The following is a 23,631-nucleotide window of genomic DNA, read 5'->3' as shown; positions in this document are numbered from 1 at the left end:
TCGCGGCAGCGACGCGCGCGCCGGGGTCAGAAGGCCGTACCCCTTGCGTTTCGCGTCGCGCTCCTGTAACGAACGCGCCTTCGGACCGGCCGGCGAAAAAGGGCTGCCGCGCTGGTCCATACCGCTCAACAGCAACAAGAGGCTGAGCGTCCACCGCCCCGCAAGGGCGCGGAAGGTCGCGGCCACGGAGAGCTAAATGCCCAAGATGAAGACCAAGTCGGGAGCCAAAAAGCGCTTCCGCCTCACGGGTACGGGTAAGGTCATCGCCGCCCAGGCCGGCAAGCGCCACGGCATGATCAAGCGCACCAACAACCAGATCCGCAACCTGCGCGGCACCACCATCCTGAGCGAGAGTGACGGGCGGGTCATCCGCAAGCACTTCCTGCCCAACGGCTGACGCCAGTCGCGATCTGAAGGAGCATACCCATGGCCCGCGTGAAACGTGGCGTTACCGCCCACGCCAAGCACAAGAAGGTCTACAAAGCCGCCAAAGGCTTTTACGGCCGTCGCAAGAATACCATCCGCGCTGCGAAGTCTGCCGTCGAACGGTCGATGCAGTATGCGTACCGCGACCGCAAGGTGAAGAAGCGGAACTTCCGCGCCCTGTGGATCCAGCGCATCAACGCCGGTGTGCGCGCGCTCGATCTCGACCTCACCTATTCGCGCTTCATCGACGGCCTCACCAAGGCCGGCATCGAGGTCGACCGCAAGGTGCTCTCGGATATCGCCATCCACGAGCCCGAGGCGTTCAAGGTCATCGTGGAGCAGGCCAAGGCCGCCCTCGCAGCCTGAGCCTTCCGCGTTCCGAGACCTGACGAGAAGCCCCGACGGATCGCCCGTGCGGGGCTTTTCCGTTTGGGGCCCTCCCCCTATAAGCGGCGCGACAGATCCACGCCCCGGCGGCCCGACCCTCCGCGCGGGCGCCGCGACGACCGGCACTTGAAGGACCTCCCATGTCCGATCCCGTCACCATCGACACCCCCGCCCTCGACGCCCTGGAGCAGGACCTCTCCGCCGCCATCACCGGCGCCGCGGACGAAGCCGCCCTGGAGCAGGTGCGAATCTCCGCCCTCGGCAAGAAGGGGCAGGTGTCCGAGCTCCTGAAGTCCCTCGGCGGCATGAGCCCCGAGGAGCGCAAGGTGAAGGGCCCCGCCATCAACGGCCTGCGCGACCGGGTGCAGGGCCTCATCGCCGCCCGCAGGGAGACGCTGAAGGCCGCCGCCCTGGAGGCCCGCCTCGCCACCGAGCGCGTGGACGTGACCCTGCCCGTGCGCGAGGCGCCGGCCGAGACCGGCCGCGTGCACCCCATCGCCCAGGTGACGGAGGAGCTGACCGCCATCTTCGCCGACATGGGCTTCTCGGTGGCGGAAGGCCCGGACATCGAGGACGACTTCCACAACTTCACGGCGCTGAACTTCCCGCCCGGCCACCCGGCCCGCGAGATGCACGACACCTTCTTCCTGCCGCCGGACGAAAGCGGCGCGCGCAAGGTGCTGCGCACCCACACCTCGCCGGTGCAGGTGCGCACCATGCTCTCGAAGAAGCCGCCCATCCGCGTCATCTGCCCCGGCCGCACCTATCGCTGCGATTCGGACCAGACCCACACCCCCATGTTCCACCAGGTGGAGGGGCTGGTGATCGACAAGGGCGCCCATCTCGGCCACCTGAAGTGGATCCTCGAAGAATTCTGCAAGGCCTTCTTCGAGGTGGAGGGCGTGAAGATGCGCTTCCGCCCCTCCTTCTTCCCCTTCACCGAGCCCAGCATGGAAGTGGACATCCAGTGCGACCGCTCCCGCCCCGGCGAGATCCGCTTCGGCGAGGGCGAGGACTGGCTGGAGATCCTCGGCTGCGGCATGGTCCACCCCAATGTGCTGAGGAATTGCGGGCTGGACCCGGACGAATACCAGGGCTTCGCCTGGGGCATGGGCATCGACCGCATCGCCATGCTGAAATACGGCATGAGCGACCTGCGCGCCTTCTTCGAGGCGGACGTGCGCTGGCTTTCCCACTACGGCTTCCGCCCGCTCGATTTCCCCACTCTGGCCGGTGGCCTGAGCGCTTGAGAAGGAGGCAGGACCCATGAAGTTCACCTATTCCTGGCTCAAGGAACACCTTCAGCCCACCGCCTCCTTCGAGGAGATCGTCGAGCGCCTCTCGCTCATCGGCCTCGAGGTCGAGGGCGTCGAGGACAAGGCCAAGGCCCTTTCCGCCTTCGTGGTGGGCGAGATCCTCACCGCCTCGAAGCACCCCAATGCCGACAAGCTGCAGGTGTGCTCGGTCTCCATCGGCACCGGTGAGCCGATCCAGGTGGTGTGCGGCGCGCCCAACGCCCGCGCGGGGCTGAAGACCGTGTTCGCGGCCCCCGGCACCGTCATCCCCACCAACGGGATGCAGCTCAAGGTGGGCAAGATCCGCGACGTGGAAAGCCGCGGCATGCTCTGCTCGGCGCGCGAGCTCGGTCTCTCGGAAGAGCACGACGGCATCATGGAGCTGCCGTCCGATGCCCCGGCCGGCGCGCCGTTCGCGGCAGTGATCGGCCTCGACGATCCGGTGATCGAAATCGCCGTGACCCCCAACCGCGCCGACTGCCTCGGCGTCTCCGGCGTCGCGCGCGACCTCGCGGCCGCCGGCCTCGGCGAGCTGATGAACCCGCGCATCAAGCCGGTTGAGGGCAAGTTCCCCTCCCCGGTGTCGGTGCGACTCGAATTCGGCGCCACGCCCTCCCTGTGCCCGGCGTTCGCGCTGCGGGTGGTGCGCGGGGTGAAGAACGGCCCCTCGCCGCAATGGCTGCAGGACAAGCTGCGCGCCATCGGCCTGCGCCCCATCAACGCGCTGGTGGACATCACCAATTTCATGACGTTCGACCGCAATCGCCCGCTCCACGTGTTCGACGCCAGGAAGGTCTCGGGCGAGCTGGTGGTGCGCCGGGCTCGCGGCGGCGAGACCCTGCTCGCCCTCGACGGCAAGACCTACACCCTCGACGAGACCATGTGCGTCATCGCCGACGACAAGGGCGTGGAGAGCCTCGCCGGCGTCATGGGCGGCGAAGACTCGGGCTGCGACGAGACGACCACCGACGTGGTGATCGAATCCGCCCTGTGGGAGCCCATCAACATCGCCCAGACCGGGCGCAAGCTGGGCCTGAACTCCGATGCCCGCTTCCGCTTCGAGCGCGGCATCGACCCCGCCTTCACCCTGCCGGGCCTCGACCTCGCCACCCACCTCGTGCTCGACATCTGCGGCGGCGAGCCCTCGCAGATCGTGCTGGCGGGCACCATTCCCTATGCTATCCGCACCATCGCCTTCCCCCTCTCCGAGGTGGAGCGCCTCACCGGGCTCGACGCCTCCGAGCAGGAGATCCGCGAGGTGCTCACCGCCCTCGGCTTCGGCGTCTCGGGCGAGGGGCCGGTGCTGCAGGTGGTGCCGCCCTCCTGGCGCGGCGACATCGAGGGCAAGGCCGACCTGGTGGAAGAGGTGGTGCGCATCCTGGGCCTGGAACGCGTGCCGGCCACCGAGCTGCCGCGCGGCGCGGACGCGCGCAAGCCCATCCTCACCCCGCTCCAGCGCCGCAGCCGCAAGGCGCGCCGGGCGCTCGCCACCCGCGGGCTGGTGGAAGCCGTGACATGGTCCTTCGTCTCCCACAAGGAGGCGGAGCTGTTCGGCGGCGGGGCCCCGGCGCTCGCGCTGTCAAACCCCATCGCGGCCGAGCTGTCCGACATGCGGCCGAGCCTGCTGCCGGGCCTCATCCGAGCCGCCAGGGCCAATGCCGACAAGGGTTTCGCTGATACCGCCCTGTTCGAGGTAGGACAGGTGTTCGCCGGCGACAAGCCGGAGGACCAGCGCCAGTGCGCCTCCGGCGTGCGCCACGGCACCGCCGGGCCGTCCGGCTCCGGCCGCCACTGGTCGGGCACCGCGGGCGCGGTGGATGCGTTCGATGCCAAGGCCGACGCGCTGGCGGCGCTCGCCGCCTGCAACGCCCCGGTGGCGAACCTCCAGGTGACCGCCGACGCGCCCGCCTGGTACCACCCCGGCCGCTCGGGCACGCTGCGGCTCGGCTCCAACGCCATGGCCCATTTCGGCGAGATCCATCCCGCCGTGCTGGAGGCGCTCGACGTCGAAGGCCCGGTGGTGGCGTTCGAGATCGTGCTCGACAAGATCCCCGAGCCAAAGGCCAAGCCCACGAAGGTGAAGCCGCAGATCGAGCTGTCCGCCTTCCAGCCGGTGACGCGCGACTTCGCCTTCCTGGTGGACCGCACGGTGCCGGCGGCGGACATCCTCAAGGCCGCCCAGGGCGCCGACAAGAAGCTCGTCACCGCGGTCGGCGTGTTCGACCTCTACGAGGGCAAGGGCATCGAGGCCGACAAGAAGTCGGTGGCGGTGGAGGTGACCCTCCAGCCGCGCGAGCGCACCTTGACCGACAAGGAGATCGAGGAGGTGGCGGGCAGGATCGTCGCCGAGGTCGCCAAGAAGACCGGTGCCATCCTGCGCGCCTGAGGCATGGCCCGGCGCATCCGTGCGCCGGGCATTTACCATCGGCGGAGGCGGCGGGCACGGCCCCTTCCGTGCCGTGATTTCCGGTTCTTTCCGTCACAATTTTCGTGCTATCTCGCCGCCGCAGATCCGGCTGGACCGGCGGGCGGCGCTCCTGGCGCGCTTTCGGGCCGCGCCGTCCTCCGTGTGGAGAAGCGTCGATGTTTCCTGTTCCGAAGCCCGTTTTGACGCCCAATACCTACGCCTACGAATCCGAGCCCATGGTGAAGCCCACCGGCTTCCGGGAATACGACGCGCGCTGGCTGTTCCAGAAGGAAATCAACCTGATGGGCGTGCAGGCGCTGGGCCTCGGCCTCGGCACCCTGATGCATGAGATGGGCGTGCGGCCGGAGATCGCGACCGGCCACGACTTCCGCGGCTATTCCTCGTCCATCAAGTATGCGCTGGTCAGCGGCCTGATGGCGGCGGGCATCAAGGTGCACGACATCGGCCTCGCGCTCTCGCCCATGGCCTATTTCGCCCAGTTCGCGCTCGACGTGCCGGCGGTGGCGATGGTGACGGCCTCCCACAACGACAACGGCTGGACCGGCGTGAAGATGGGCGTGAACCGCCCGCTCACCTTCGGCCCGGATGAAATGAGCCGGCTCAAGGAAATTGTGCTGTCGGCTAAATTCCAGATGATCGGCGGCGGCGCCTACCGGTTCGTGGAGAATTTCCCCGAGGTCTATGTGAAGGACCTCACCGACCGGCAGAAACTCTCGCGCAAGCTGAAGGTGGTGGTGGCCTGCGGCAACGGCACCGCCGGCGCCTTCGCCCCGCGCGTCATCGAGGCGCTGGGCGCCGAGGTGATCCCGCTCGACTGCGATCTCGACCACTCCTTCCCCAAGTACAATCCGAACCCCGAGGACATGGAGATGCTCCATGCCATGCGCGACGCCGTGCTGGAGCACAAGGCGGACCTCGCGCTGGGCTTCGACGGCGACGGCGACCGCTGCGGCGTGGTGGACAACACGGGTGAGGAGATCTTCGCCGACAAGATGGGCGTGCTGCTGGCCCGCGACCTCGCCAAGCTGCACCCCGGCGCCACCTTCGTGGTGGACGTGAAGTCCACCGGCCTGTTCGCCACCGACCCCGAGCTCATCCGCCTGGGCGTGAAGGCGGACTATTGGAAGACCGGCCACTCCTACATGAAGCGCCGGGTGAACGAGACCGGCGCCCTGGTGGGCTTCGAGAAGAGCGGCCACTATTTCTTCAACAAGCCGGTGGGCCGCGGCTATGACGACGGCCTCGTCTCCGCCATCGCCGTGCTCGACATGCTGGACCGCAACCCCGGCAAGAGCCTCTCCGAGCTGCGCGAGGGCCTGCCCAAGACCTGGTCCTCCCCCACCATGTCGCCCCACTGCGCGGACGAGGCCAAGTACGGCATCGTCGAGCAGGTGGTGAAGCACTACGAGGAGCTGGCCGCCGCCGGCGGCCTCGTGACCGGGCAGAAGATCCGCGACCTCGTGACGGTGAATGGCGTGCGCGTCACCTGCGAGGACGGCTCCTGGGGCCTGCTGCGCGCCTCCTCCAACAAGCCCGAGCTGGTGGTGGTGGTGGAGAGCCCGGTCTCGGAAGCGCGCATGCGCGAGATGTTCGCCGAGGTGGACGGCGTGCTGCGCGCCCACCCGGAAGTGGGCGAATACAACCAGAAGATCTGACGCCGAGGGCCCGCGATCGAAGCCCCGCCGGCTTCGATCAAGAGTCGGAGCCCCGGGGGCGGTGCCTCCAACCGGTTAAGGGAGATGCGGGGACCGGCATGCCGGTCCCCGCCGCATTTCAGGCGATGGTGTCGAGCACGCCGCCATCCACCCTGAGGGCGGCGCCGGTGGTGGCGGAAGCCTGCACCGAGCAGGCATAGACCACCATGTTCGCCACTTCCTCGGCGCGCGCCGCGCGCTGGATGATGGAGCTGGCACGGTGCGCCTTCACGAAGGCGTCGGCTGCCGCCTCGGCGGTGGCGCCGGTCTTCGCCACCTCGTCCTGCAGCATGGCGGCGACACCCTCGGTGAAGGTGGGGCCCGGCAGCACCGCGTTCACGGTCACGCCCGTGCCGGCCATGCGCTTGGCGAGGCCGCGCGCCACCGAGAGGTTCGCGGTCTTGCTGAAGCCGTAGTGGATCATGTCCGCGGGAATGTTGAGGGCGGATTCCGAGGACAGGAACACCACCCGCCCCCAGCCCTTCGCCGCCATGGCCGGCAAATAGGCGCGCGAGAGCCGCACGCCGCTCATCACGTTCACGTCGAAATAGTGCTGCCACACGTCATCGCCGGTCTCGAAGAAATCGCCGAGGCCGTAGATGCCGGCATTGTTCACGAGAATGTCCGGCTGCGGCACGGCCTTCACCAGGGCCGCGCAGCCCTCGGAGGTGCCGACATCCGCCACCGCGCCGGAAACAGCGCCATCCGCCTTGAGCGCCGCCACCGCGGCCTCCACCGCCTCCGCCTTGCGGCCGTTCACCACCACCGCGGCGCCGGCCTGCGCCAGCCCCCTGGCGATGGCGAAGCCGATGCCGAGGGTGGAGCCGGTGACGAGGGCGGTCTTGCCGGAAAGATCGATCTTCATGTCCATTTCTCCTTGGATGCGTGCCTGCCGCCACCCACTGGGCCCTGAACGGGGTTGGGCGGGTGATGCTCCGGCGCGGCGCAGACCGGGGCTGAAGCCCCGAAAAGAGCGCGGAAGACCCATGAGCCGGGCGCGCGGGCCTTCCGCATGATCTCACGCATTCCCGGCCACGGCGTCCTCGCGTTCCAGGCCGGCGGCCTCGCGCCGCTCGGAAAGGAAGGCCGTGGCCATCGCCGCCAGGGGCGCGAGGGCGGCCACCAGCGGCACCGCCCACAGGCCCGGCCCGCCGTCGATCACCCATCCGCCCAGCGCCGCGCCGACGGCGTTGCCCAGGTTGAAGGCGGCGATGTTGAAGGACGAGGCGAAGGTCTGCCCCGCGCCCCGCGCCTTCTCCAGCACCCACATCTGCAGCGGCGCCACCGTGGCGAAGCCGGCCGCGCCCAGGAGGCCCACCGCCACCACCGCCGTGACCTTGCCGTCGAGGGCGAGCGCCAGCCCCGCGAGCACCAGCGCCAGCACCACGAGGCTGCCGTAGACGGTGGCCACCAGCCGCCGGTCGGCGAAGCGCCCGCCCAGGAGGTTGCCCACCACGAGCCCGCCGCCGAACACCAGCAGGATGGGCGAGACCGCCGCATCGGAGAAGCCGGTGATGCGGGTGAGCATGGGCGCGATGTAGGTGAAGGCGGCGAACACCCCCACCCAGCTCAGCACCGTGGTGGCGAGGCCGTAGAGCAGTGCCGGCCGGCGCAGCACCTTCAGGTCGTCCGACAGGCGCGAGGCGAGCGGCGTGCCGTGGTCCTTCGGCACCAGCACGGCGATGATGGCGAACGCCACCAGCCCGACGCCGGTGACCGCGAGAAAGGTGGCCCGCCAGCCCGCGAGCTGGCCGAGCCAGGTGCCGAACGGCACGCCCAGGATGTTCGCCACCGTGAGGCCGGTGAACATGATGGCGATGGCCGAGGCCTTCCTGTTCGTGGGCACGAGGTCTGTCGCCACCACCGAGCCGACGCCGAAGAAGGTGGCGTGGGCGAAGGAGGTGAGCACCCGCGCCGCCATCAGCCAGCCGTAGCTTGGCGCGAGCGCGCAGGCGAGGTTGCCGAGGGTGAACACGGCCATGAGCCCCAGCAGCACCTGCTTGCGCGGCCAGCGGGCGGTGAGCGTGGTGAGCAGCGGCGCGCCCACCACCACCCCCAGCGCATAGCCGGAGATGAGCAGGCCGGCGGCGGAGATGGACACGCCGAGATCGGCGCTCACCTCCAGCAGCAGGCCCATGATGACGAATTCCGTGACGCCGATGCCGAACGCGCCGGCAGCGAGCGCATAGAGTGCGACGGGCATGGTCTCGCGCTTTCTCGAATGGGAGGGCATCCCGGCCGGGCCGGGTGGATGCGGCGCAACATGGACCTTTCCCCGCTCATGAACTAGCGTGCGCAAGGTCAAAGCATTCATGACCCGAGCTCACAGATGACGCCCGAGCCCGCCCGCGATGCCAATCGCTTCACGGAGATGGAGGTCTTCACCCGCGTGGTGGAGCGGGGCGGCTTTTCCGCCGCCGCCCGCGCCTCCGGCCTCACCCCCTCGGCGGTGAGCAAGCTGGTGGCGCGGCTGGAGCGGCGCCTGGGGGTGCGGCTCCTGGTGCGCACCACCCGCCGGCTCCAGCTCACGCCCGAGGGCGCCGCCTTCTACGAGCGCGCGGCGCGCATCCTCGACGAGATCGCCGCCGCCGAGCAGGAGGCCGCCGCCGGCGCCGCGCCGCGCGGACGCCTCAGGGTGAATTCCTCCGTGCATTTCGCCATGGCGCATCTCCTGCCGCTGGTGCCGCGCTTTCTCGCCGCCCACCCGCAGATGAGCATCGAGGTGACGGTGACCGACCGGGTGGTGGACCTACTGGAGGAGCGGGCGGACGTGGCCATCCGCGTGGGCCCCATGCGCGATTCGCGCCTCGTGGCCCGCAAGATCGCCAAGAGCGGCGCGATGGTGGTGGCCTCGCCCGCCTATCTCGCCCGCGCCGGCATGCCCCAGGCGCCGGAGGAGCTCGCCGGCCATAACATGCTGGGCTTCACCTTCACGCGCATCGTGACGGGCTGGCCGTTCCGCGACGGCGCGGGCGGCATCGTCTCCGTTCCCCCGCGCGGCAACGCCCAGGTGAGCGACGGGGAGGCCATGCACGCCTTGGCGCTCGCCGGCCTCGGCCTCGCGCGGCTCGCCGAGTTCCAGGTGCGGGCCGACGTGGCCGCCGGCCGGCTGGTGCCGGTGCTGGAGCATCTCAACCCCGGCGACGCCGTGGATGTGCACGCCGTCTACGTGGGCGGCGCGGGCCCGCTTTCCGCCCGCATCCGCGCCTTCGTGGACTTCCTGGCCGAGGAGGTGCGGATCTGACACCGCCCGCCGGCCGCCGGCGAGAGAGCATTAACCGTTCCGCCAGCCGGCCGGGATGGGCGGTATTTTAGTAGCGCCCCTTTACCTCCCCGCAAGAGCAGAGGGCCTAGCCTCTTTCCATGCGGCCCATCCGCCGCGCCTGACCGCAACCGGGATCGCCTCGACCCGGGACCGCACCGGAAAGCGTTACATGAAGCTCTTGCTGTCCCGCTTCATCCATGAGGAGCACGGCTCCACGGCCCTGGAATACGGCCTCATCGCCGCCGGGCTGTCCATTGCCATCGTGACGGTGCTGGCGCAGATCGCCACCACCTTCTCGCGCCTCAAGGCCACCGCCGCCGCGGCCGGCAACTGAGACCGGCCCGGCGTCCGCCCCACAGGGCGGCACCGGGCGCGAACGGCCGGGAGCAACACGGCCGGGATAAGGAAACGGCGAAGGAAACAGGCCATGGACCGGATGCACGTCTTGGATCTGCTGCTGCTCGGGCTCTATCCGGCGCTGCTGTGCGCCGCCATCGGCACCGACCTCGCCCGCCGGGTCATTCCCAATCTGCTGGTGGCCGCCCTTCTCGCCGCCTTCGCTTTGCTGGCGCTCGTCTCCCCGCTCGCGGACCTCGCCCTGCGTCTCGTGGTGGCGGGAGCGGTCACCGCCGCCGGCTTCGCCCTGTTCGCCCAGGACGTCATCGGCGCCGGCGATGCCAAGCTCGCGGGCGCCCTGGTGCTTTGGCTCGATCCGGCGCAGGTGCCGGCCTTTATCGTCGCCTGCGGCCTCATCGGCGCCCTTCTCACCCTCGCCGCGACCCTGAGGGCGCGTGCCAGGAGCCGCGCCGCGCCGCTGCCGCGCCCGCTGGCGCTGCTCGCCCGCACCGGCGAAACCCTGCCCTATGGGGTCGCCCTGGCCGGCGCCGGCCTGCTGCTGCATCCCTATTCCAGCCTCATGCTTCTGACCTGATACCATCCGCCCCGGCTTTCGCCCCGCGCCGAGCCCGCTCGTCCGAACGCCCGTGAAAAAAGCGCGCGGGCCCTTGCCATGACCCGCCCCCACGCACCGGCCGCCCCGCGCGGATCGCGCTTCTAGGATGGCGCGCGGGCGTGCTACCTCCTTGCGGGAGGAGTTCACCATGCTCGATTGCTTCGCCCCCGCTTCCGAACAGAGCCTGCCGGTGTGGTGCGTGCGCGCCGCCGACCTCGACCCCGCCGCCGAGGCCAGCGCCCTGCCCGCCGCCGTGCGTGCCTTCGCCGCCTCCGCGGGCTTCAAGGCCGAGGCCGGCAAGGCGCTGCCCGTGCCCGGCGCCACCGGGCTCGTCGCCGGCCTGCTGTTCGGCATGGCGAGCGCCGACCGCACCGACCCCTTCGCCTGTGGCGCGCTGCCCGCGCTGCTGCCTCCCGGCGTCTGGCGCCTGGAGGGAGAGGTGGGCGATCCCAGGCTCGCCGCGCTCGCCTTCGCGCTCGGCGGCTACCGCTTCTCGCGCTATCGCAAGGCGCCCGATCGCGCAGCGCGCCTCGTGGTGCCGCAGGGCGTGGACACACAGGACATCACCCGCCAGGTGGAAGCCATCACCCTCACCCGCGACTTGGTGAATACCCCCGCCAACGACCTCGGCCCCGCCGAGCTGGAGGATGCCGCCCGCGCGCTGGCGGCCCGCCACGGGGCGCAGTTCCGCTCCATCGTGGGCGAGGCGCTGCTGGCGGAGAACTTCCCCCTCGTCCATGCCGTGGGCCGCGCCGCGGCCCGCCCGCCCCGCCTCATCGAGATCACCGCCGGCGACCCCGATGCGCCCAAGGTGACGCTGGTGGGCAAGGGCGTGTGCTTCGATACCGGCGGGCTCGACCTGAAGCCTTCCTCCGCCATGCTGCTGATGAAGAAGGACATGGGCGGGGCGGCCAACGCCCTCGGCCTCGCCCACATGCTGCTGGCGCGCGGCGCGAAGGTGCGGCTCAAGGTGCTCATCCCGGCGGTGGAGAATTCCGTTTCCGGCTCCGCCTTCCGCCCCGGCGACATCTTCCCCTCCCGCAAGGGCCTCTCGGTGGAGATCGGCAACACCGATGCCGAAGGCCGCCTGGTGCTGGCCGATGCCCTCGCCCTGGCGGACGAGGAGGCGCCGGACCTGCTCATCGATTTCGCCACCCTCACCGGCGCCGCCCGCGTGGCCCTGGGCCCACAATTGCCCGCCGCCTTCACCCATGACGACGCCTTCGCCGCCGAGCTGGCCGTGGCCTCTTCCGCCGAGGCCGACCCGCTCTGGCGCCTGCCCCTGTGGCGGCCCTACGCCGCCATGCTGGATTCCAAGACGGCGGACACCAACAACGTCTCCTCCGGCCCCTTCGCCGGCGCCATCACGGCGGCGCTGTTCCTCGACAAGTTCGTGAGCGCCGCCAAGACCTGGCTGCACCTCGACCTGTTCGCCTGGAACCCCTCGGGCCGGCCCGGCCGGCCCGAGGGCGGGGAAGCGCAAACCATCCGCGCCCTCGACGCCCTGCTCGCCGCCCGCTACGGCTGAGGCCATGATGCTTCCCGAAGGCCTGGACCCGCGCCTCACCCCCGCCCGCGAAGGTTTCGCCGCCGCCCATCTGAAGGGCGTGGTCGAGGCGCCGCGCTACGTGGAGGGCGAGGCGCGCGAGGTGGCGGAGCCGGTGGCGCCGGTGCGCCGCCGCCCGGCGGGCGACGCCCCGCTCGACACCGAGGCGCTCTACGGCGAACGCGTCACCGTCTATGCGGACGATGGCGAGGGCTGGGCCTTCGTCCAGCTCGCGCGTGACGGCTATGTGGGCTACCTGCCCACGGATGCGCTGCGTGCGCCCGCCGCCGCGCCCACCCACAAGGTGGCTGTGCCCCGCACCTTCCTGTTTCCGGCGCCCGACATCAAATCCCCCCCGCGCGCCGCGCTCTGCTTCGGCAGCGCAGTGGCCGTGCGGGAGGAGAAAGGCGCCTTCTGCGCCACCCGCGACGGCTTCGTCTTCACTCGCCACCTCGCCCCGCTCGACGCCCGCGAGACGGACTTCGTGGACGTGGCCGCCCGGTTCCTCGGCGTGCCCTATCTCTGGGGCGGGCGCTCGGCCCTGGGGCTCGACTGCTCCGGCCTCGTCGAGACCGCCCTTTCCGCCTGCGGCATCCGCGCCCCGCGCGACAGCGACATGCAGGAGAAGGCGCTCGGCCGCGCCATCGCGCTCGATGCTCCGCTGGCGCGCGGCGACCTCCTGTTCTGGCCCGGCCACGTCGCCATAGCCGAGACACCCGAGCTGCTGCTCCACGCCAACGCCTTCCACATGATGGTGGCGCGCGAGCCGCTTCAGCCCGCGCTCGCCCGCATCGCCGGCACCGGCCTGCCGCTGCGCGCCGTGCGCCGGCTCGCCATGGAGACCCCCGAATGACCGAGGCCACCCAGCACCTTTCCGAAGTGCGCGCCGCCATCGCCAAGGCCTGCCGCGAATTCGGCCGTGACGCGCACGACGTGACGCTGGTCGCGGTCTCCAAGACCTTCCCGGCGGAAGCCGTGCGCCCGGTGCTGGAGGCCGGCCAGCGCGTGTTCGGCGAAAACCGGGTGCAGGAGGCCGAGGCCAAGTGGCCTGCGCTCCGGGCGGCGTTCCCCGATGCCCGCCTGCACCTCATCGGCCCGCTGCAGTCCAACAAGGCGCGCGAGGCGGTGGCGCTGTTCGACGCCATCCACACCGTGGACCGCCCCAAGATCGCGGCCGCTATCGCCGCCGAGCAGGCCCGCACGGGCAGGGTGCTGGAGCTGTTCGTGCAGGTGAACACCGGCGCCGAGCCGCAGAAGGCGGGCGTGCTGCCGACGGCGGCCGACGCCTTCATCGCCGAATGCCGGGACGTGCACGGCCTCACCCTCGCCGGGCTCATGTGCATTCCCCCGGTGGATGCGGTGCCCGATCCGCACTTCGCCCTCCTCGCCGAGATCGCCGCGCGCAACGGGCTGAAGGGGCTCTCCATGGGCATGAGCGGCGATTTCCCCGCCGCTATCCGCCAGGGCGCGACCCATGTGCGCGTCGGCAGCGCCATCTTCGGCCACCGCCCACCGGTGGCCTGAAGCCCCCTGTGGAGAACTTTTCGCTCCGAAAAGAAAGTCGCTTGCCCCACCCCGGGATCACAGCTATAGAGACGGCCTTCCCGCAACGCTCCCATCGTCTAGCGGTCTAGGACGTCGCCCTCTCACGGCGAAAACAGGGGTTCGAGTCCCCTTGGGAGCGCCATTCGCGGGCGCGTCATTTGATTTTCCTTTGCCCCTGAGACGCAGCGCCAACCGCATGCAGGTTGGGCCGGGAAAGCTCGCCCATCTCCTCGTCGACCCGATAAACGCGCGGCTCGCAGGGCGTGCCTGATCGGCTGCGCGGGTGTCGCGCTCGGCCTCTGCCGAGGTGCGAGGACCGGGCGCCGACATGATCGCAGGCGCGGTGCCCGGCCGCTCGGCCAGGGGCAGGAGCATTTCGGCGGTGCGTTCACGCGCTACGCATGAAGCCTGCGTGGACCGGTTTCGACACGGACCTCCTCCAAACGCGGCAAAGGCCCGGCGCGGCTCAGCCCGCACGGCGCCGGCATCTGAGCCGCAGCGGGACATTCGCCGCCCGGCCCCGTCCATCCCATGGGATCGACAGCAAACTCTCGGCCGGGCTCACCACCCGCGGAAGCGCCGGCTGGCATCACCGCAGGCGCGCATGAAGGCGGGCGATCTCGGCGTCATCCGGCCGCAGGAGCGCGAGCTTTGAAACGGCGTCTCGCGCGCGGGCGATATCGCCGGATCGCAGGGCCTCGTTCAGCGCCAGGGCCAGCAGATCGGCATCATTGGGATTGCGGGCCAGGGACTCGCGGGTCACGGCCGCGCTCTCTTGCGCGCGACCGAGGGACTGAAGCGCCACCGCGTAGACATAGGCAAAACGGGCATTGCCCGGCGCCAGCTCGTAGGCGCGCCGCAGCTCCGCCAAAGCCTCGCCATAGCGCTTCTGGCGGATGAGCCCGAGGGCCAGGGCATGGCGGGGTGCCGCGGCATCGGGATGCGCCTTGATGGCCTGCTCCAACACGTCCTGCGCCTCGCGTTCGCGGCCCGTCAGGCGGTAGAGATCGGCGAGATTGACCGCGAGCGCGGGCCCACCTGGCTGGAGGCTCAGGCCGGCGCGGAACTGGGCCTCGGCGCCCGGCACATCGCCGCGGCGCAGCAGGAACCCTCCCAGATTGGAGCGCCCCTCCGGCCGGTCCGCATTGAGGCGCTGCGCCGTCTCATATTCCCTGAAGGCCGCGCTGAGCCGGTCCCGGTCGGCGGACGACAGTTCCGCCAGCGGCTGGTCCGCGAGCTGGTTCGCGGCCTCGATGCGAACGCCGGCCACGGGATCGGACAGGAGCGGCCCGAGACGCCGCCAGCGCATGTCGAGAGGCAGGCCCGCCGCGCTTTCGGCGGCCGCGATGCGCACCAGCGGATCGGGATCGGACAGCGCGGTGCGCATCACCTCCTCCGTCGCATTGGAGGGGAAGCTCCGCAGCTCGTTCACCGCCGTGGCGCGGACGATGGCGGGCGTGGCCGGCGCCGTGGCGAGCCGGACCAGCGCCTCACGCGCCGCGGGATCGCCGATGCGCGCGTCGTGGAACGCCCCGGCCCAGCTCTGGAAGCCCTTGCGCTCTGGGCCGTGCCAGCGCGCGATGGCCTCGGCCGCCCAATCCGCGGAACGGTCGGCATGGCAGTCGTTGCACGTGTTCCGCGTGCCGAGGCGCGCGGAGAGATCGGGCCTGGGAATCCGGAAGGAGTGGTCGTGCCTCCTGTCCACCACCATGTAGGTGCGCGCCGGCATGTGGCAGGAGATGCAGTCCGGCGCCTTCGGCCCCGGCGCGTGGCCGGTGTGCGCCTCGGATGCGAACTTCTCCGGCAGGTGGCACTGGCCGCAGACCGCACTGCCCGGCGCGCGCAGGGCCGCCGAATGCGGCTCATGGCAGTCGCCGCAGGTGACGCCGCGCGCATACATCAGGCTCTGCTTGAAGGCGTGGTCGTTGAAGACCTCGTCCTGCATGGTGCCGTCCGCTTCGAACAGGCCTTCGGACAGGAAGGTCGGAAGATGGGTCTGCGTCAGCGGCTGGCCCGGGCGCCAGTCCTCGGAGAGGATGCTGCGGCGCGCATGGCAGCGGGCACAGGTTTCCACGACGTCGCCCACAGGGCGCGAAACACCATGGGCCGGGCTGCCGGTGGCCGGGTCGATGGTCCAGTCCGCTGGCGGACGAAGGGGCGCGACCGAGGCGAAGCCCTTGTTCGGAACCTCATGGTCGCGGGGGCCCCTGGCCCAGTCCACATGGCCGCGCGCGGGACCGTGGCAGGCCTCGCAGCCGATGCTGATTTCGGAAAATCGCGTGTCGAAGCGGTTCGCGGCCGGATCAAAATTCTTGCGCAGCGCCGTCGAGTGGCATTCGGCGCACATGAAGTTCCAGTTCTGCTGCAACCCCGTCCAGTGCAGGGGGTCCGAGGGCCCGATCATCTGGTCCGGATAGAGATGAAACCAGCGCTGGCCGCCCTCCTCCGCCGGTCGCGTGTCATAGGCGAAGGGCAGGGCCTGGCGCCGCCCGTCCGGGAAGGTCACGAGATATTGCTGCAGCGGGTGGACGCCGAACGTGTCGGTGATCTCGAAGGCGGCGGTCCTGCCGTCGGCACCCTCGGTCTCGACCATGAAACGCGGCCCGTCGCGAAAGAAGCGGGCCGCGCTGCCCTGGTGCGTGACGCGGGCGTCGTCGAAATTGCCGAGCACCGTTTCCGGTGCAGCGCGGCTCATGGCATGGGCATGCTGCGAGGCGAGCCAGGCGCTGGTTTCCGCCGCATGGCAGCCGGCGCAGGCGGCGGAACCGACAAAGCCGGCCGGAGCCGTTTCGCTGAGCGCGCCGATCCCGCCGGGCGCGAGCACCTGTCCCGGGCGCGGGGCGGAGCCGTCGTTTGCCAGCGCGATCACCCCAGCGGAAAGAACGCCGGCAGCGAGCGCTGCGAAGCAGGCACCGATCAACCGGCGGAGCGACATGGTGCACACCCTCGGGAATCCTCGGACGAATGCCACTTTACCCGCGCCCGAAGCAGAAGGATGCCCCGAAGGGCCACGGCCCCCGCGAGACGCTGGACATCCGCCCCATCCGCCGCGCCGGGCGGAACTTTCACCTGGGGCTTTGCGACCGTGGCCGGAGAAGCACCGAGGCTCGGGCGGTCGTGATCGCCTCGTCCATCTGAATGCCCGCCGCACAACGGCGAGCCGCGTAGAGATGGGCCTGTTCCCCATCGTATGGGGCGCACCGGTGGCGGGCTGAATTCCAGGATGCGCACAATCCGTGACGAGAAGCGCCATCGAGCCCCCCGTTCCCACGACCGATGCGCGCACGGCGCAGGGCGCACGCCCCCGGCAACGATGAAGGTGCGCGCGGCGGCCGCGCGCGATATGCTGCGCCGGTTCTTATGTCCGCGAGGCAGATCGCGAAATCATTTTTGGCTGCGGGGGCGCGCCCCCGCCTTGAGGGGAGCGAAGCGGGAATGTACCGCGCCACCACACGGCAGATCCAGGTCACCGCGACACCGCGCTATGTGGCCGAGCGATCGGAGCCGGAGCACAATCGCTATTTCTGGGCCTACACCATCGAGGTCGCCAATCTCGGTTCCGAAACCGTTCAATTGAAGGCCCGCCACTGGGTCATCACCGATGCCCACGGCCAGGTGGAGGAAGTCCACGGCGCCGGCGTGGTGGGCGAGGAGCCGCTGCTCCCCCCCGGCGGCCGCTTCGAATATACCAGCGGGGTGCCGCTCGGCACGGCCACCGGCATCATGCGCGGCAGCTATGACATGCAGACCGAGAACGGCGAGACCTTCTCCATCGAGGTTCCGGCCTTCTCGCTGGACGTGCCCGACGCCCGGCGCGTCCTGAACTGAACACCGGCGAAACGGGGCGAAAGGCGGGGGCCCATGCACGCGGCGCGTATTCCGACGGTGGAGGCCCAGGCCCTCTCCGTTCTCAATCTGCGCCCGGTGGCGGCGACCCTCGGCATCCTGCTCGCCATCCTCGGCGCCAGCATGCTGCTGCCCGCGGCGGTGGACATGGCCTATGGCTCCGGCGGGCAGACCGCCTTCCTCGGGGCCTCGGCCATCACCATCTTCGTGGGCGTGCTGCTGTGGACGTCGGGGCGCGCCTCGGGGGCGCAGAAGCTGGACCTGCGCCAGGCGTTCCTGCTCACCACCAGCGTGTGGGTGGTGCTGACCCTGTTCGCGGCCCTGCCGCTGATGTGGGGCACCGCGCAGCTCTCCTTCACCAAGGCCATGTTCGAGGCCATGAGCGGCCTCACCACCACCGGCGCCAGCGTCATGTCCGGGCTCGATGCCCAGTCGCGCGGCACGCTCCTGTGGCGGGCGCTGCTGCACTGGTTCGGCGGCATCGGCATCATCGGCATCGCCATCGCGGTGCTGCCCGTGCTCTCCATCGGCGGCATGCAGCTGTTCCGCACGGAATCCTCCGACAAGTCGGAGAAGTTCCTCCCGCGCGCCGAGGCCATCGCCAAGGGGCTGATCGTGGCCTACGTGCTGCTCACCGCCGTGTGCGTGGTGTGCTACCGGGCGGCCGGGCTCAACCTGTTCGATTCGGTCACCCTCGGCATGTCCACCCTGTCGAGCGGCGGCTTCGCCAATTCCGATTACTCGCTGATGGTGTTCAAGAACCCGGTGGTGGACTACGTGGCCATCGTGTTCATGCTGCTGGCTTCCCTGCCCTTCCCGCTGTACGTGCGGGCGCTCGGCGGGGATGTAGGGCGCCTCTTCACCAATCCAGAGGTGCGGGTGTTCTTCACCATCGTCGCCCTGTTCACCGCCGCCTCTTTCCTGCAGCAGACATTCCAGGGCATCGCCACCGGAGAGACCGCGTTCCGCGGCGCCCTCTTCACGGTCGCCTCCCTCATCTCCTCCACCGGCTTCATGGCGGTGGACTACACCCACTGGGGCCCGCTCTCCGACGCCATCTTCTTCGTGCTCATGTTCCTGGGCGGGTGCACCGGCTCCACCGCGGGCGGGCTCAAGGCCATGCGCATCGCCATCACCGCCAAGGCCATCCGCCAGCATTTCAAGCGCATCGCCTTCCGCAACGGCGTGTTCCCCCTGCGCTACGGCGGCGCGCCGGTGTCGGACGACGTGGTGGCCTCCGTGCTCGGCTTCGTCTTTCTCTACCTCTTCACCTTTCTCGTGGTCGGCGTCGCGCTCAACCTGATGGGGCTCGATCTCATCACCGCCTTCTCGGCCTCCATCGCGTGCCTCGCCAATGTGGGCCCCGCCCTCGGCCCGGTGGTGGGCCCCTCCAGCAATTACGCGAGCCTGCCCGAGGGGGCCATCTGGCTGCTCACCCTGGCGATGATGCTGGGGCGGCTCGAGATCATCACCGCCCTGGTGCTGCTGCTGCCGCGCTTCTGGGTGCGCTGAGGCGGGAGGCGCCTCGCTCAGAAATGGGAGAGGTAGCCGCCGTCCACCGCCAGCACATGGCCGCTCACATAGGATGCGGCGGGTGAGGCCAGGAACACGGCGGCCCCCGCCACCTCATCCGGCCGGCCCCAGCGGCCGAGCGCGGTGCGGCGCGAGAGCCATTCGCCCACCGCCTGGTCGCGCGCCAGCTCCGCGTTAGGGGCGGTGAGGAAATAGCCGGGCGCGATGGCGTTCACCGTGATGGCGTGGGGCCCGAGGTCCGCCGCCAGCGCCCGCGTCAGCGCCGCAAGGCCGCCCTTGGCGGTGGTGTAGGCCGCATCTCCCGCGCGCGACAGCGGCCCGGCGATGGATGCGATGTTGATGATGCGCCCCCCCGCGCCGCGCGCCACCATGCCCCGCGCCACCTCCCGCGTGATGTGGGCCGGCGCCATCAGGTCCTGCTCCACGAGGCGGCGGAAATCCTCCTGCGCCATGTCGAGGAAGCCACGCCGGTCGCGCGCGCCGGCGTTGTTGACGAGGATATGCACCGGCCCTAGCTCCGCCACCGCCCGCGTCACCGCCGCCTCGTCGAACACGTCGAGCACCAGCGGCTCGGCGTGGCCGCCCTGGCGGATGATGGCGGTGACCGCCGCCGCGAGCCGCCCGGCGTCGCGCCCGTTCACCAGCACGTGGGCGCCGGCGCGGGCCAGCGCGAGCGCAATCTCGAAGCCGAGGCCCGCCGCCGAGCCGGTGACGAGCGCCGTGGCGCCGGAAAGGGAAAAGGGATGAGTCACGGGCAGCCTCCGCGCCGAAGGCCCGCGCGGGCCAGGGCCTGTTCAACGAATACCGCTCGCCGAACACGCTCTCATAGAGGGCTTCCCCGTTTCATGGAATCGGCGAAGCCCTCCACACTCCTGAGTTAACGCGTTTTCTGCACGCGAACCGGCTTCCACTTCGCTCGAAGACGGCTCTGGCAAAGGCCCATGGGCTTTTCTCATAGGCCGTTGCTCAAACCCGCGCGGCGTCTGCGCAAACCGCATCGGGCACCGGGCGAAGACCGGCCGATGGCACAGGTGTCTGTCTCATCAAGACTGCGGATGCGGAACCGCTGCGCACTTCCGCCGGATCCGCGTCAAGGAGCGCCGCGCTCCACGCGCCCGCGCCGTTCCGCCGAGGGGACCGACAGGAGGACCGGCCAAGACGCACGTGCGGCCGCCGCTCAGAACAGCAGACCGCCGGCCAGTGCGCCCAGGATGGCGCAGGTGAAGAGGGTGCCGTCGTGCAGGGCCAGGGCGAGCCGCCCCGGACGTCCGCCGCGGTAGAGCCACGCCGTGCACCCCACCGTGGCCACCGACCAGCCGGCGCCCACCGCCAGCAGCGCCGCCGTGATGGCCTCGGCCGATCCGGAGAGCTGGAGCGGCACCGCCAGCGCCACCACGGCGAGCCCGCCCGCCGCCAGCGCCAGCGGCGGCACGCGGTCTCCCACCAGGGCGAGCGGCACCGCCGGGGCATACATGGCCGCCACATGCAGGGCGATGAAGCCGAACAGCGCCGCTTCACCGATGCCGCAGCCCATGAGCGCCAGCGGCGCGCCGGACATCACCGCGCTCATGCCGAACCAGGCGAGGGCACCGAGCACGGTGGGGCCCACGATGGCCTTGAGCGGCGCTTCCGCCTTGGGGCGGAATACCGGCGGCGGATCGGGCGCCAGCGTCACGGCCACGCCGAGGGACAGCGCATGGGCGAGGGCCGCGAGCCCGGCCGCCCCCACCAGGAAATAGGGCGCCGCAAGGCTTTCCGCGAACCCGGCCAGGGTAGGCCCGGCAAGCGCCGCGAGCACGCCGCCCGCCAGCACGCCGGCAGTGGCGGCCGCCGGCCGGCCGCTCGCGGCGGCGGCCTCGTGGCGGTAGAAGAAGGAGAAGCCCTGCGCCATGCCCAGCCACAGCGCGCCGAGGCAGGCCCAGGCGAACTGCCGCTGCAGCAGCGCCGCCACCAGCAGCGCCCCGCCCGCCAGCCCCAGGGAGGCACCGAGGGCGAAGCCCGTGCGCCGGCCGAAGGCATCGCGCAGGAAGGAGGCGGGGAAGGAGGCGAGCGCCGCGCCCAGCAGCATGGCGGCGAAAGGCCAGGTCGCAAGCGGCGAATTGGCGAGCGGCGCGGAGCCAAGCGCGCCGGCCAGCGCGCCCGTCTTCGGCGCCAGCAGCGCGCCGGCCAGCGGCAGGGCAGCGGACGCGACCGTCTGCGCCAGGACCGCGAAGGCGAAGCCGAGCGCGAGGCCGAAGGTGGGAATGGCCTTCGGCCCGTTGTCGTTCGCCGGAGGATCGAACTGCGGGTCGCACACGCAGACCAGCATGCCCGCCCGTGGTTCGGCCTGGGCCGCCTGCTGCCTCATCGCTTCACATCGTCGTCGTTGAGGATGCGCAGCGCGGCGCCGTCGAGGTCCTCGTACTGGCCGCTCTTGAGGCTCCACAGGAAACCGCCGAGGCCCAGCAGGCCAAGGAACAGCGCGATCGGAATGAGGAAGACGAGGACGTTCATGCGACGGCCTCCTTGAGCTGCGTGGCGTCGATTTGCCCATCCTTGCGCCCGGGCCGCGCCGCGCGCAAGGCGTTGAGGGTGACGAGGATGGACGAGCCGGACATGGCGAGCGCGGCGATCAGCGGCGTGACGATGCCGACGATGGCGAGCGGCACCGCGATGATGTTGTAGACGATGGCGATGCCCAGGTTCTGCCGCATAAGCAGCGCGGCCTTGCGGGCTCCGTCCACGGTGGCGAGCACCGGCGCGAGGCGCCGGCCCAGGAAGACCGCATCCGCATGCGCCTGGGTGACGGCGGCACCGGTGGCGGGAGAGAGGGAAACCGTGGCGGCGGCAAGAGCGGGTGCATCGTTGAGGCCGTCGCCCACCATCAGCACCCGGTGACCGGCAGCCTTCAGGGCATCGAGGGCGGCGATCTTGTCGGCCGGCTTCAGGCCGGCGGCCACCTCGGTGATGCCGAGAGCGGCCGCGACGGGAGCCACCGCCTCCGGCCGGTCGCCGGAGAGAATGCGGATGTCGAGGCCCCGCGCCCGCAGCGCCGTCACCACCTCCGCCGCATCCGGCCGCAGGGCCTGCTGCACGCCGATGACCAGCACCCGCGCCCCGGCGCGGAAGGCGATGAGGGAGACATCTGCGGGCAGGCCCTCCGGCGCCGGCGCATCGCAGAAGGAGAGGCTGCCGAGCCGCAGCTCCACCCCGTCCACCACGGCCCGTACGCCCTGGCCCGCCACTTCCACCACGTCGTCGAGGGCGCCGCCCTCCGCCCGCGCCGCCACCGCCCGCGACAGGGGATGGCGGCTCGACAAGGCAAGGCGGCCGGCGAGGCCCACCAGCGCCGGATCTGCCCCCGCAGGCAGGCGCAGCGCCGGCTCCGGCAGGGTCAGGGTGCCGGTCTTGTCGAACACCACCGTGTCGACCGTGGCGAGGCGCTCCAGGAGGTCGCCGGCATTGATGAGCAGGCCGGCGCGGAACAGGCGGCCCGTCGCGGTCACCTGCACCGCCGGCACCGCCAGTGCCAGGGCGCAGGGGCAGGTGATGATGAGCACGGCCACCGCGATCATGACAGCGAAATGCAGGTCCGCCCCCGCGATCAGCCACCCCGTCAGCGAAAGCAGAGCGGTGAGGTGCACCACCGGCGCATAGAGCCGCGCCGCCCGGTCGGCGAGGCGCACATAGGCGCCGCGCGCGGCGAGCGCGCCGTCGAGCAGCCGCTGCACGTCGTCCACCAGGGTGTTCTGGCCGCCGGCCGTCACCCGCACCTGGAGCGCGCCGTCGCCGTTGAGGCTGCCGGCGTAGACGGTGGCGCCCGCCGCCAGCGCCCGCAGCACGGTTTCGCCCGTGACGAGGCTTTCATCCACGCTGGAGCTGCCGGAGGCGACGATGCCGTCCGCCCCCACCCGCTCCCCCGGGGCGACGAGGATCAGGTCCCCCGGCTTCAGCGCCTGTACCGGCACCAGCATTGGAGTACCCGCCGCATCCAGGCGGTGCGCCATCTCGCCGCGCAGGGCGGCGACGTTGCCCGCCACGGCGCGGGTGCGCCGGCGCGCCTCGTGGTCGAGGTAGCGGCCCGCCAGCAGGAAGAACAGCAGCATGATGGCGCTGTCGAAATAGGCGTGGGGCCGGCCCATGGCCGTCTCGAACACGCTGACGCCCAGCGCCAGCGAGACGCCGATGGTGATCGGCACATCCATGTTCAGCTTGCCCGAGCGGATGGCCCGCAGCGCGCTCTGGAAGAAGGGCTGGCCGGCATAGGCCGCCGCCGGCAGCGCGATGAGCGCCGAGATCCAGTGGAAGAAATCCCGCGTCTCGGGGGTGATGTCGCTCACATTGCCCGACCACACGGAGACCGAGAGCAGCATGATGTTCATCATGGCGAAGCCGGCGACGCCGAGGCACCGCAGCAGCCATTGGGCGCGGCGCGCCTCCTCCTCCTCCACCCGGCCGGCGAAGGGGTGGGCGCGATAGCCAAGCTGCTCCAGCTTGCCCACCACGTCGGAGGCATTCGCCTCCGCGCTCCAGGCGACACTCAGCCGATGGGTGGAATAATTGAGCCGCGCCCGCACCACGCCGGGCAGGGACCCCACCCCGTTCTCGATGTCGGAGATGCAGGCGGCGCAATCGATGCCGTCGATGGCGAGGCTCATCTGCGAGAGGCCGTCGTCACCCTTGGCCACGAAGATGGAATAATCGACCGCCTCAGTCATCGTCAGTCCCGGCGCCA

General features: G+C 70.8%; 20 protein-coding genes and 1 tRNA gene. 14 read left to right on the top strand and 7 right to left on the bottom strand.

All coding sequences use genetic code 11. The features are described 5' to 3' along the window. Nucleotides 1-196 precede the first annotated feature (196 nt). From rpmI to V5F75_RS05900, 5 genes are all read left to right on the top strand, one after another. On the top strand, nucleotides 197-397 hold the full coding sequence (gene rpmI / locus V5F75_RS05920) for a 50S ribosomal protein L35 (RefSeq protein ID WP_237346208.1): 201 nt from the start codon (nucleotides 197-199) through the stop codon (nucleotides 395-397). A 29-nt stretch (nucleotides 398-426) separates the two neighbouring features. Beyond that, nucleotides 427-792 carry a 50S ribosomal protein L20 gene (rplT, locus tag V5F75_RS05915; RefSeq protein WP_394033536.1) on the top strand — a complete coding sequence of 122 codons (366 nt, stop codon included), beginning with the start codon at nucleotides 427-429 and terminating at the stop codon, nucleotides 790-792. Nucleotides 793-953: 161 nt separating this feature from the next. Beyond that, a complete protein-coding gene (gene pheS, locus V5F75_RS05910) occupies nucleotides 954-2,063 on the top strand; it encodes a phenylalanine--tRNA ligase subunit alpha (protein ID WP_394033535.1) in 1,110 nt (369 codons plus the stop codon). Nucleotides 2,064-2,079: 16 nt separating this feature from the next. Then, on the top strand, nucleotides 2,080-4,494 hold the full coding sequence (gene pheT / locus V5F75_RS05905; RefSeq protein ID WP_394033534.1) for a phenylalanine--tRNA ligase subunit beta: 2,415 nt from the start codon (nucleotides 2,080-2,082) through the stop codon (nucleotides 4,492-4,494). A 197-nt stretch (nucleotides 4,495-4,691) separates the two neighbouring features. Next, nucleotides 4,692-6,191, top strand: coding sequence for a phosphomannomutase/phosphoglucomutase (locus V5F75_RS05900; protein WP_394033533.1), 1,500 nt, complete (start codon nucleotides 4,692-4,694; stop codon nucleotides 6,189-6,191). Nucleotides 6,192-6,309: 118 nt separating this feature from the next. Here the strand turns inward: V5F75_RS05900 and V5F75_RS05895 are convergent, their stop codons facing one another. Further along, on the bottom strand, nucleotides 6,310-7,095 hold the full coding sequence (locus tag V5F75_RS05895) for an SDR family NAD(P)-dependent oxidoreductase (RefSeq protein WP_394033532.1): 786 nt from the start codon (nucleotides 7,093-7,095) through the stop codon (nucleotides 6,310-6,312). A gap of 153 nt (nucleotides 7,096-7,248) precedes the next feature. Beyond that, nucleotides 7,249-8,433, bottom strand: coding sequence for an MFS transporter (locus tag V5F75_RS05890; protein ID WP_394033531.1), 1,185 nt, complete (start codon nucleotides 8,431-8,433; stop codon nucleotides 7,249-7,251). 126 nt (nucleotides 8,434-8,559) lie between these two features. On the opposite strand from V5F75_RS05890, the gene V5F75_RS05885 reads away from it, so the two are divergent. From V5F75_RS05885 to V5F75_RS05855, 7 genes are all read left to right on the top strand, one after another. Continuing rightward, the gene (locus tag V5F75_RS05885; protein ID WP_394033530.1) at nucleotides 8,560-9,474 is read left to right on the top strand and encodes a LysR family transcriptional regulator; all 915 of its coding nucleotides are present in this window, start codon (nucleotides 8,560-8,562) and stop codon (nucleotides 9,472-9,474) included. Nucleotides 9,475-9,664: 190 nt separating this feature from the next. Beyond that, a complete protein-coding gene (locus V5F75_RS05880) occupies nucleotides 9,665-9,829 on the top strand; it encodes a Flp family type IVb pilin (protein ID WP_393987897.1) in 165 nt (54 codons plus the stop codon). Nucleotides 9,830-9,931: 102 nt separating this feature from the next. Beyond that, a complete protein-coding gene (locus V5F75_RS05875) occupies nucleotides 9,932-10,426 on the top strand; it encodes a prepilin peptidase (protein ID WP_509212144.1) in 495 nt (164 codons plus the stop codon). Between the two features lie 169 nt (nucleotides 10,427-10,595). Continuing rightward, nucleotides 10,596-11,975, top strand: coding sequence for a leucyl aminopeptidase family protein (locus V5F75_RS05870; protein ID WP_394033528.1), 1,380 nt, complete (start codon nucleotides 10,596-10,598; stop codon nucleotides 11,973-11,975). Nucleotides 11,976-11,979: 4 nt separating this feature from the next. Beyond that, the gene (locus tag V5F75_RS05865) at nucleotides 11,980-12,846 is read left to right on the top strand and encodes a C40 family peptidase (protein WP_445329408.1); all 867 of its coding nucleotides are present in this window, start codon (nucleotides 11,980-11,982) and stop codon (nucleotides 12,844-12,846) included. After that, nucleotides 12,843-13,517, top strand: a complete 675-nt coding sequence (locus tag V5F75_RS05860) for a YggS family pyridoxal phosphate-dependent enzyme (protein WP_394033527.1) — start codon at nucleotides 12,843-12,845, stop codon at nucleotides 13,515-13,517. The genes V5F75_RS05865 and V5F75_RS05860 overlap by 4 nt, the downstream gene beginning before the upstream one ends. 87 nt (nucleotides 13,518-13,604) lie before the next feature. Next, nucleotides 13,605-13,680, top strand: a tRNA-Glu gene (locus V5F75_RS05855). Nucleotides 13,681-14,127: 447 nt separating this feature from the next. Here V5F75_RS05855 and V5F75_RS05850 read toward each other — a convergent pair. Further along, complete coding sequence (locus V5F75_RS05850) at nucleotides 14,128-16,473, bottom strand: tetratricopeptide repeat protein (RefSeq protein ID WP_394033526.1); 2,346 nt, start codon at nucleotides 16,471-16,473, stop codon at nucleotides 14,128-14,130. Nucleotides 16,474-16,973: 500 nt separating this feature from the next. Here V5F75_RS05850 and apaG point away from each other — a divergent pair, with 500 nt between their 5' ends. Both apaG and V5F75_RS05840 read left to right on the top strand, forming a co-directional pair. Next, nucleotides 16,974-17,366: a Co2+/Mg2+ efflux facilitator ApaG/CorD gene (gene apaG / locus V5F75_RS05845; protein ID WP_394033525.1), complete on the top strand. Its 393-nt coding sequence runs from the start codon at nucleotides 16,974-16,976 to the stop codon at nucleotides 17,364-17,366. A 33-nt stretch (nucleotides 17,367-17,399) separates the two neighbouring features. Continuing rightward, the gene (locus V5F75_RS05840) at nucleotides 17,400-18,896 is read left to right on the top strand and encodes a TrkH family potassium uptake protein (protein ID WP_394033524.1); all 1,497 of its coding nucleotides are present in this window, start codon (nucleotides 17,400-17,402) and stop codon (nucleotides 18,894-18,896) included. Between the two features lie 17 nt (nucleotides 18,897-18,913). Here V5F75_RS05840 and V5F75_RS05835 read toward each other — a convergent pair whose 3' ends face one another. The 4 genes from V5F75_RS05835 to V5F75_RS05820 all read right to left on the bottom strand — a co-directional run bounded on the left by V5F75_RS05835 (nucleotide 18,914) and on the right by V5F75_RS05820 (nucleotide 23,614). Beyond that, nucleotides 18,914-19,669, bottom strand: a complete 756-nt coding sequence (locus V5F75_RS05835) for an SDR family oxidoreductase (RefSeq protein ID WP_394033523.1) — start codon at nucleotides 19,667-19,669, stop codon at nucleotides 18,914-18,916. A gap of 425 nt (nucleotides 19,670-20,094) precedes the next feature. Further along, a complete protein-coding gene (locus tag V5F75_RS05830) occupies nucleotides 20,095-21,264 on the bottom strand; it encodes a hypothetical protein (RefSeq protein ID WP_394033522.1) in 1,170 nt (389 codons plus the stop codon). Further along, a complete protein-coding gene (ccoS, locus tag V5F75_RS05825) occupies nucleotides 21,261-21,410 on the bottom strand; it encodes a cbb3-type cytochrome oxidase assembly protein CcoS (protein WP_393987921.1) in 150 nt (49 codons plus the stop codon). The genes V5F75_RS05830 and ccoS overlap by 4 nt, the downstream gene beginning before the upstream one ends. Beyond that, complete coding sequence (locus V5F75_RS05820) at nucleotides 21,407-23,614, bottom strand: heavy metal translocating P-type ATPase (protein WP_394033521.1); 2,208 nt, start codon at nucleotides 23,612-23,614, stop codon at nucleotides 21,407-21,409. The genes ccoS and V5F75_RS05820 overlap by 4 nt, the downstream gene beginning before the upstream one ends. Nucleotides 23,615-23,631: the final 17 nt, after the last annotated feature.

The sequence above is a fragment of the Xanthobacter albus genome (assembly GCF_043194895.2).
In the GTDB taxonomy this organism is placed as follows: Bacteria; Pseudomonadota; Alphaproteobacteria; order Rhizobiales; family Xanthobacteraceae; genus Xanthobacter.
This window is presented reverse-complemented; position numbering and strand designations above follow the sequence as displayed.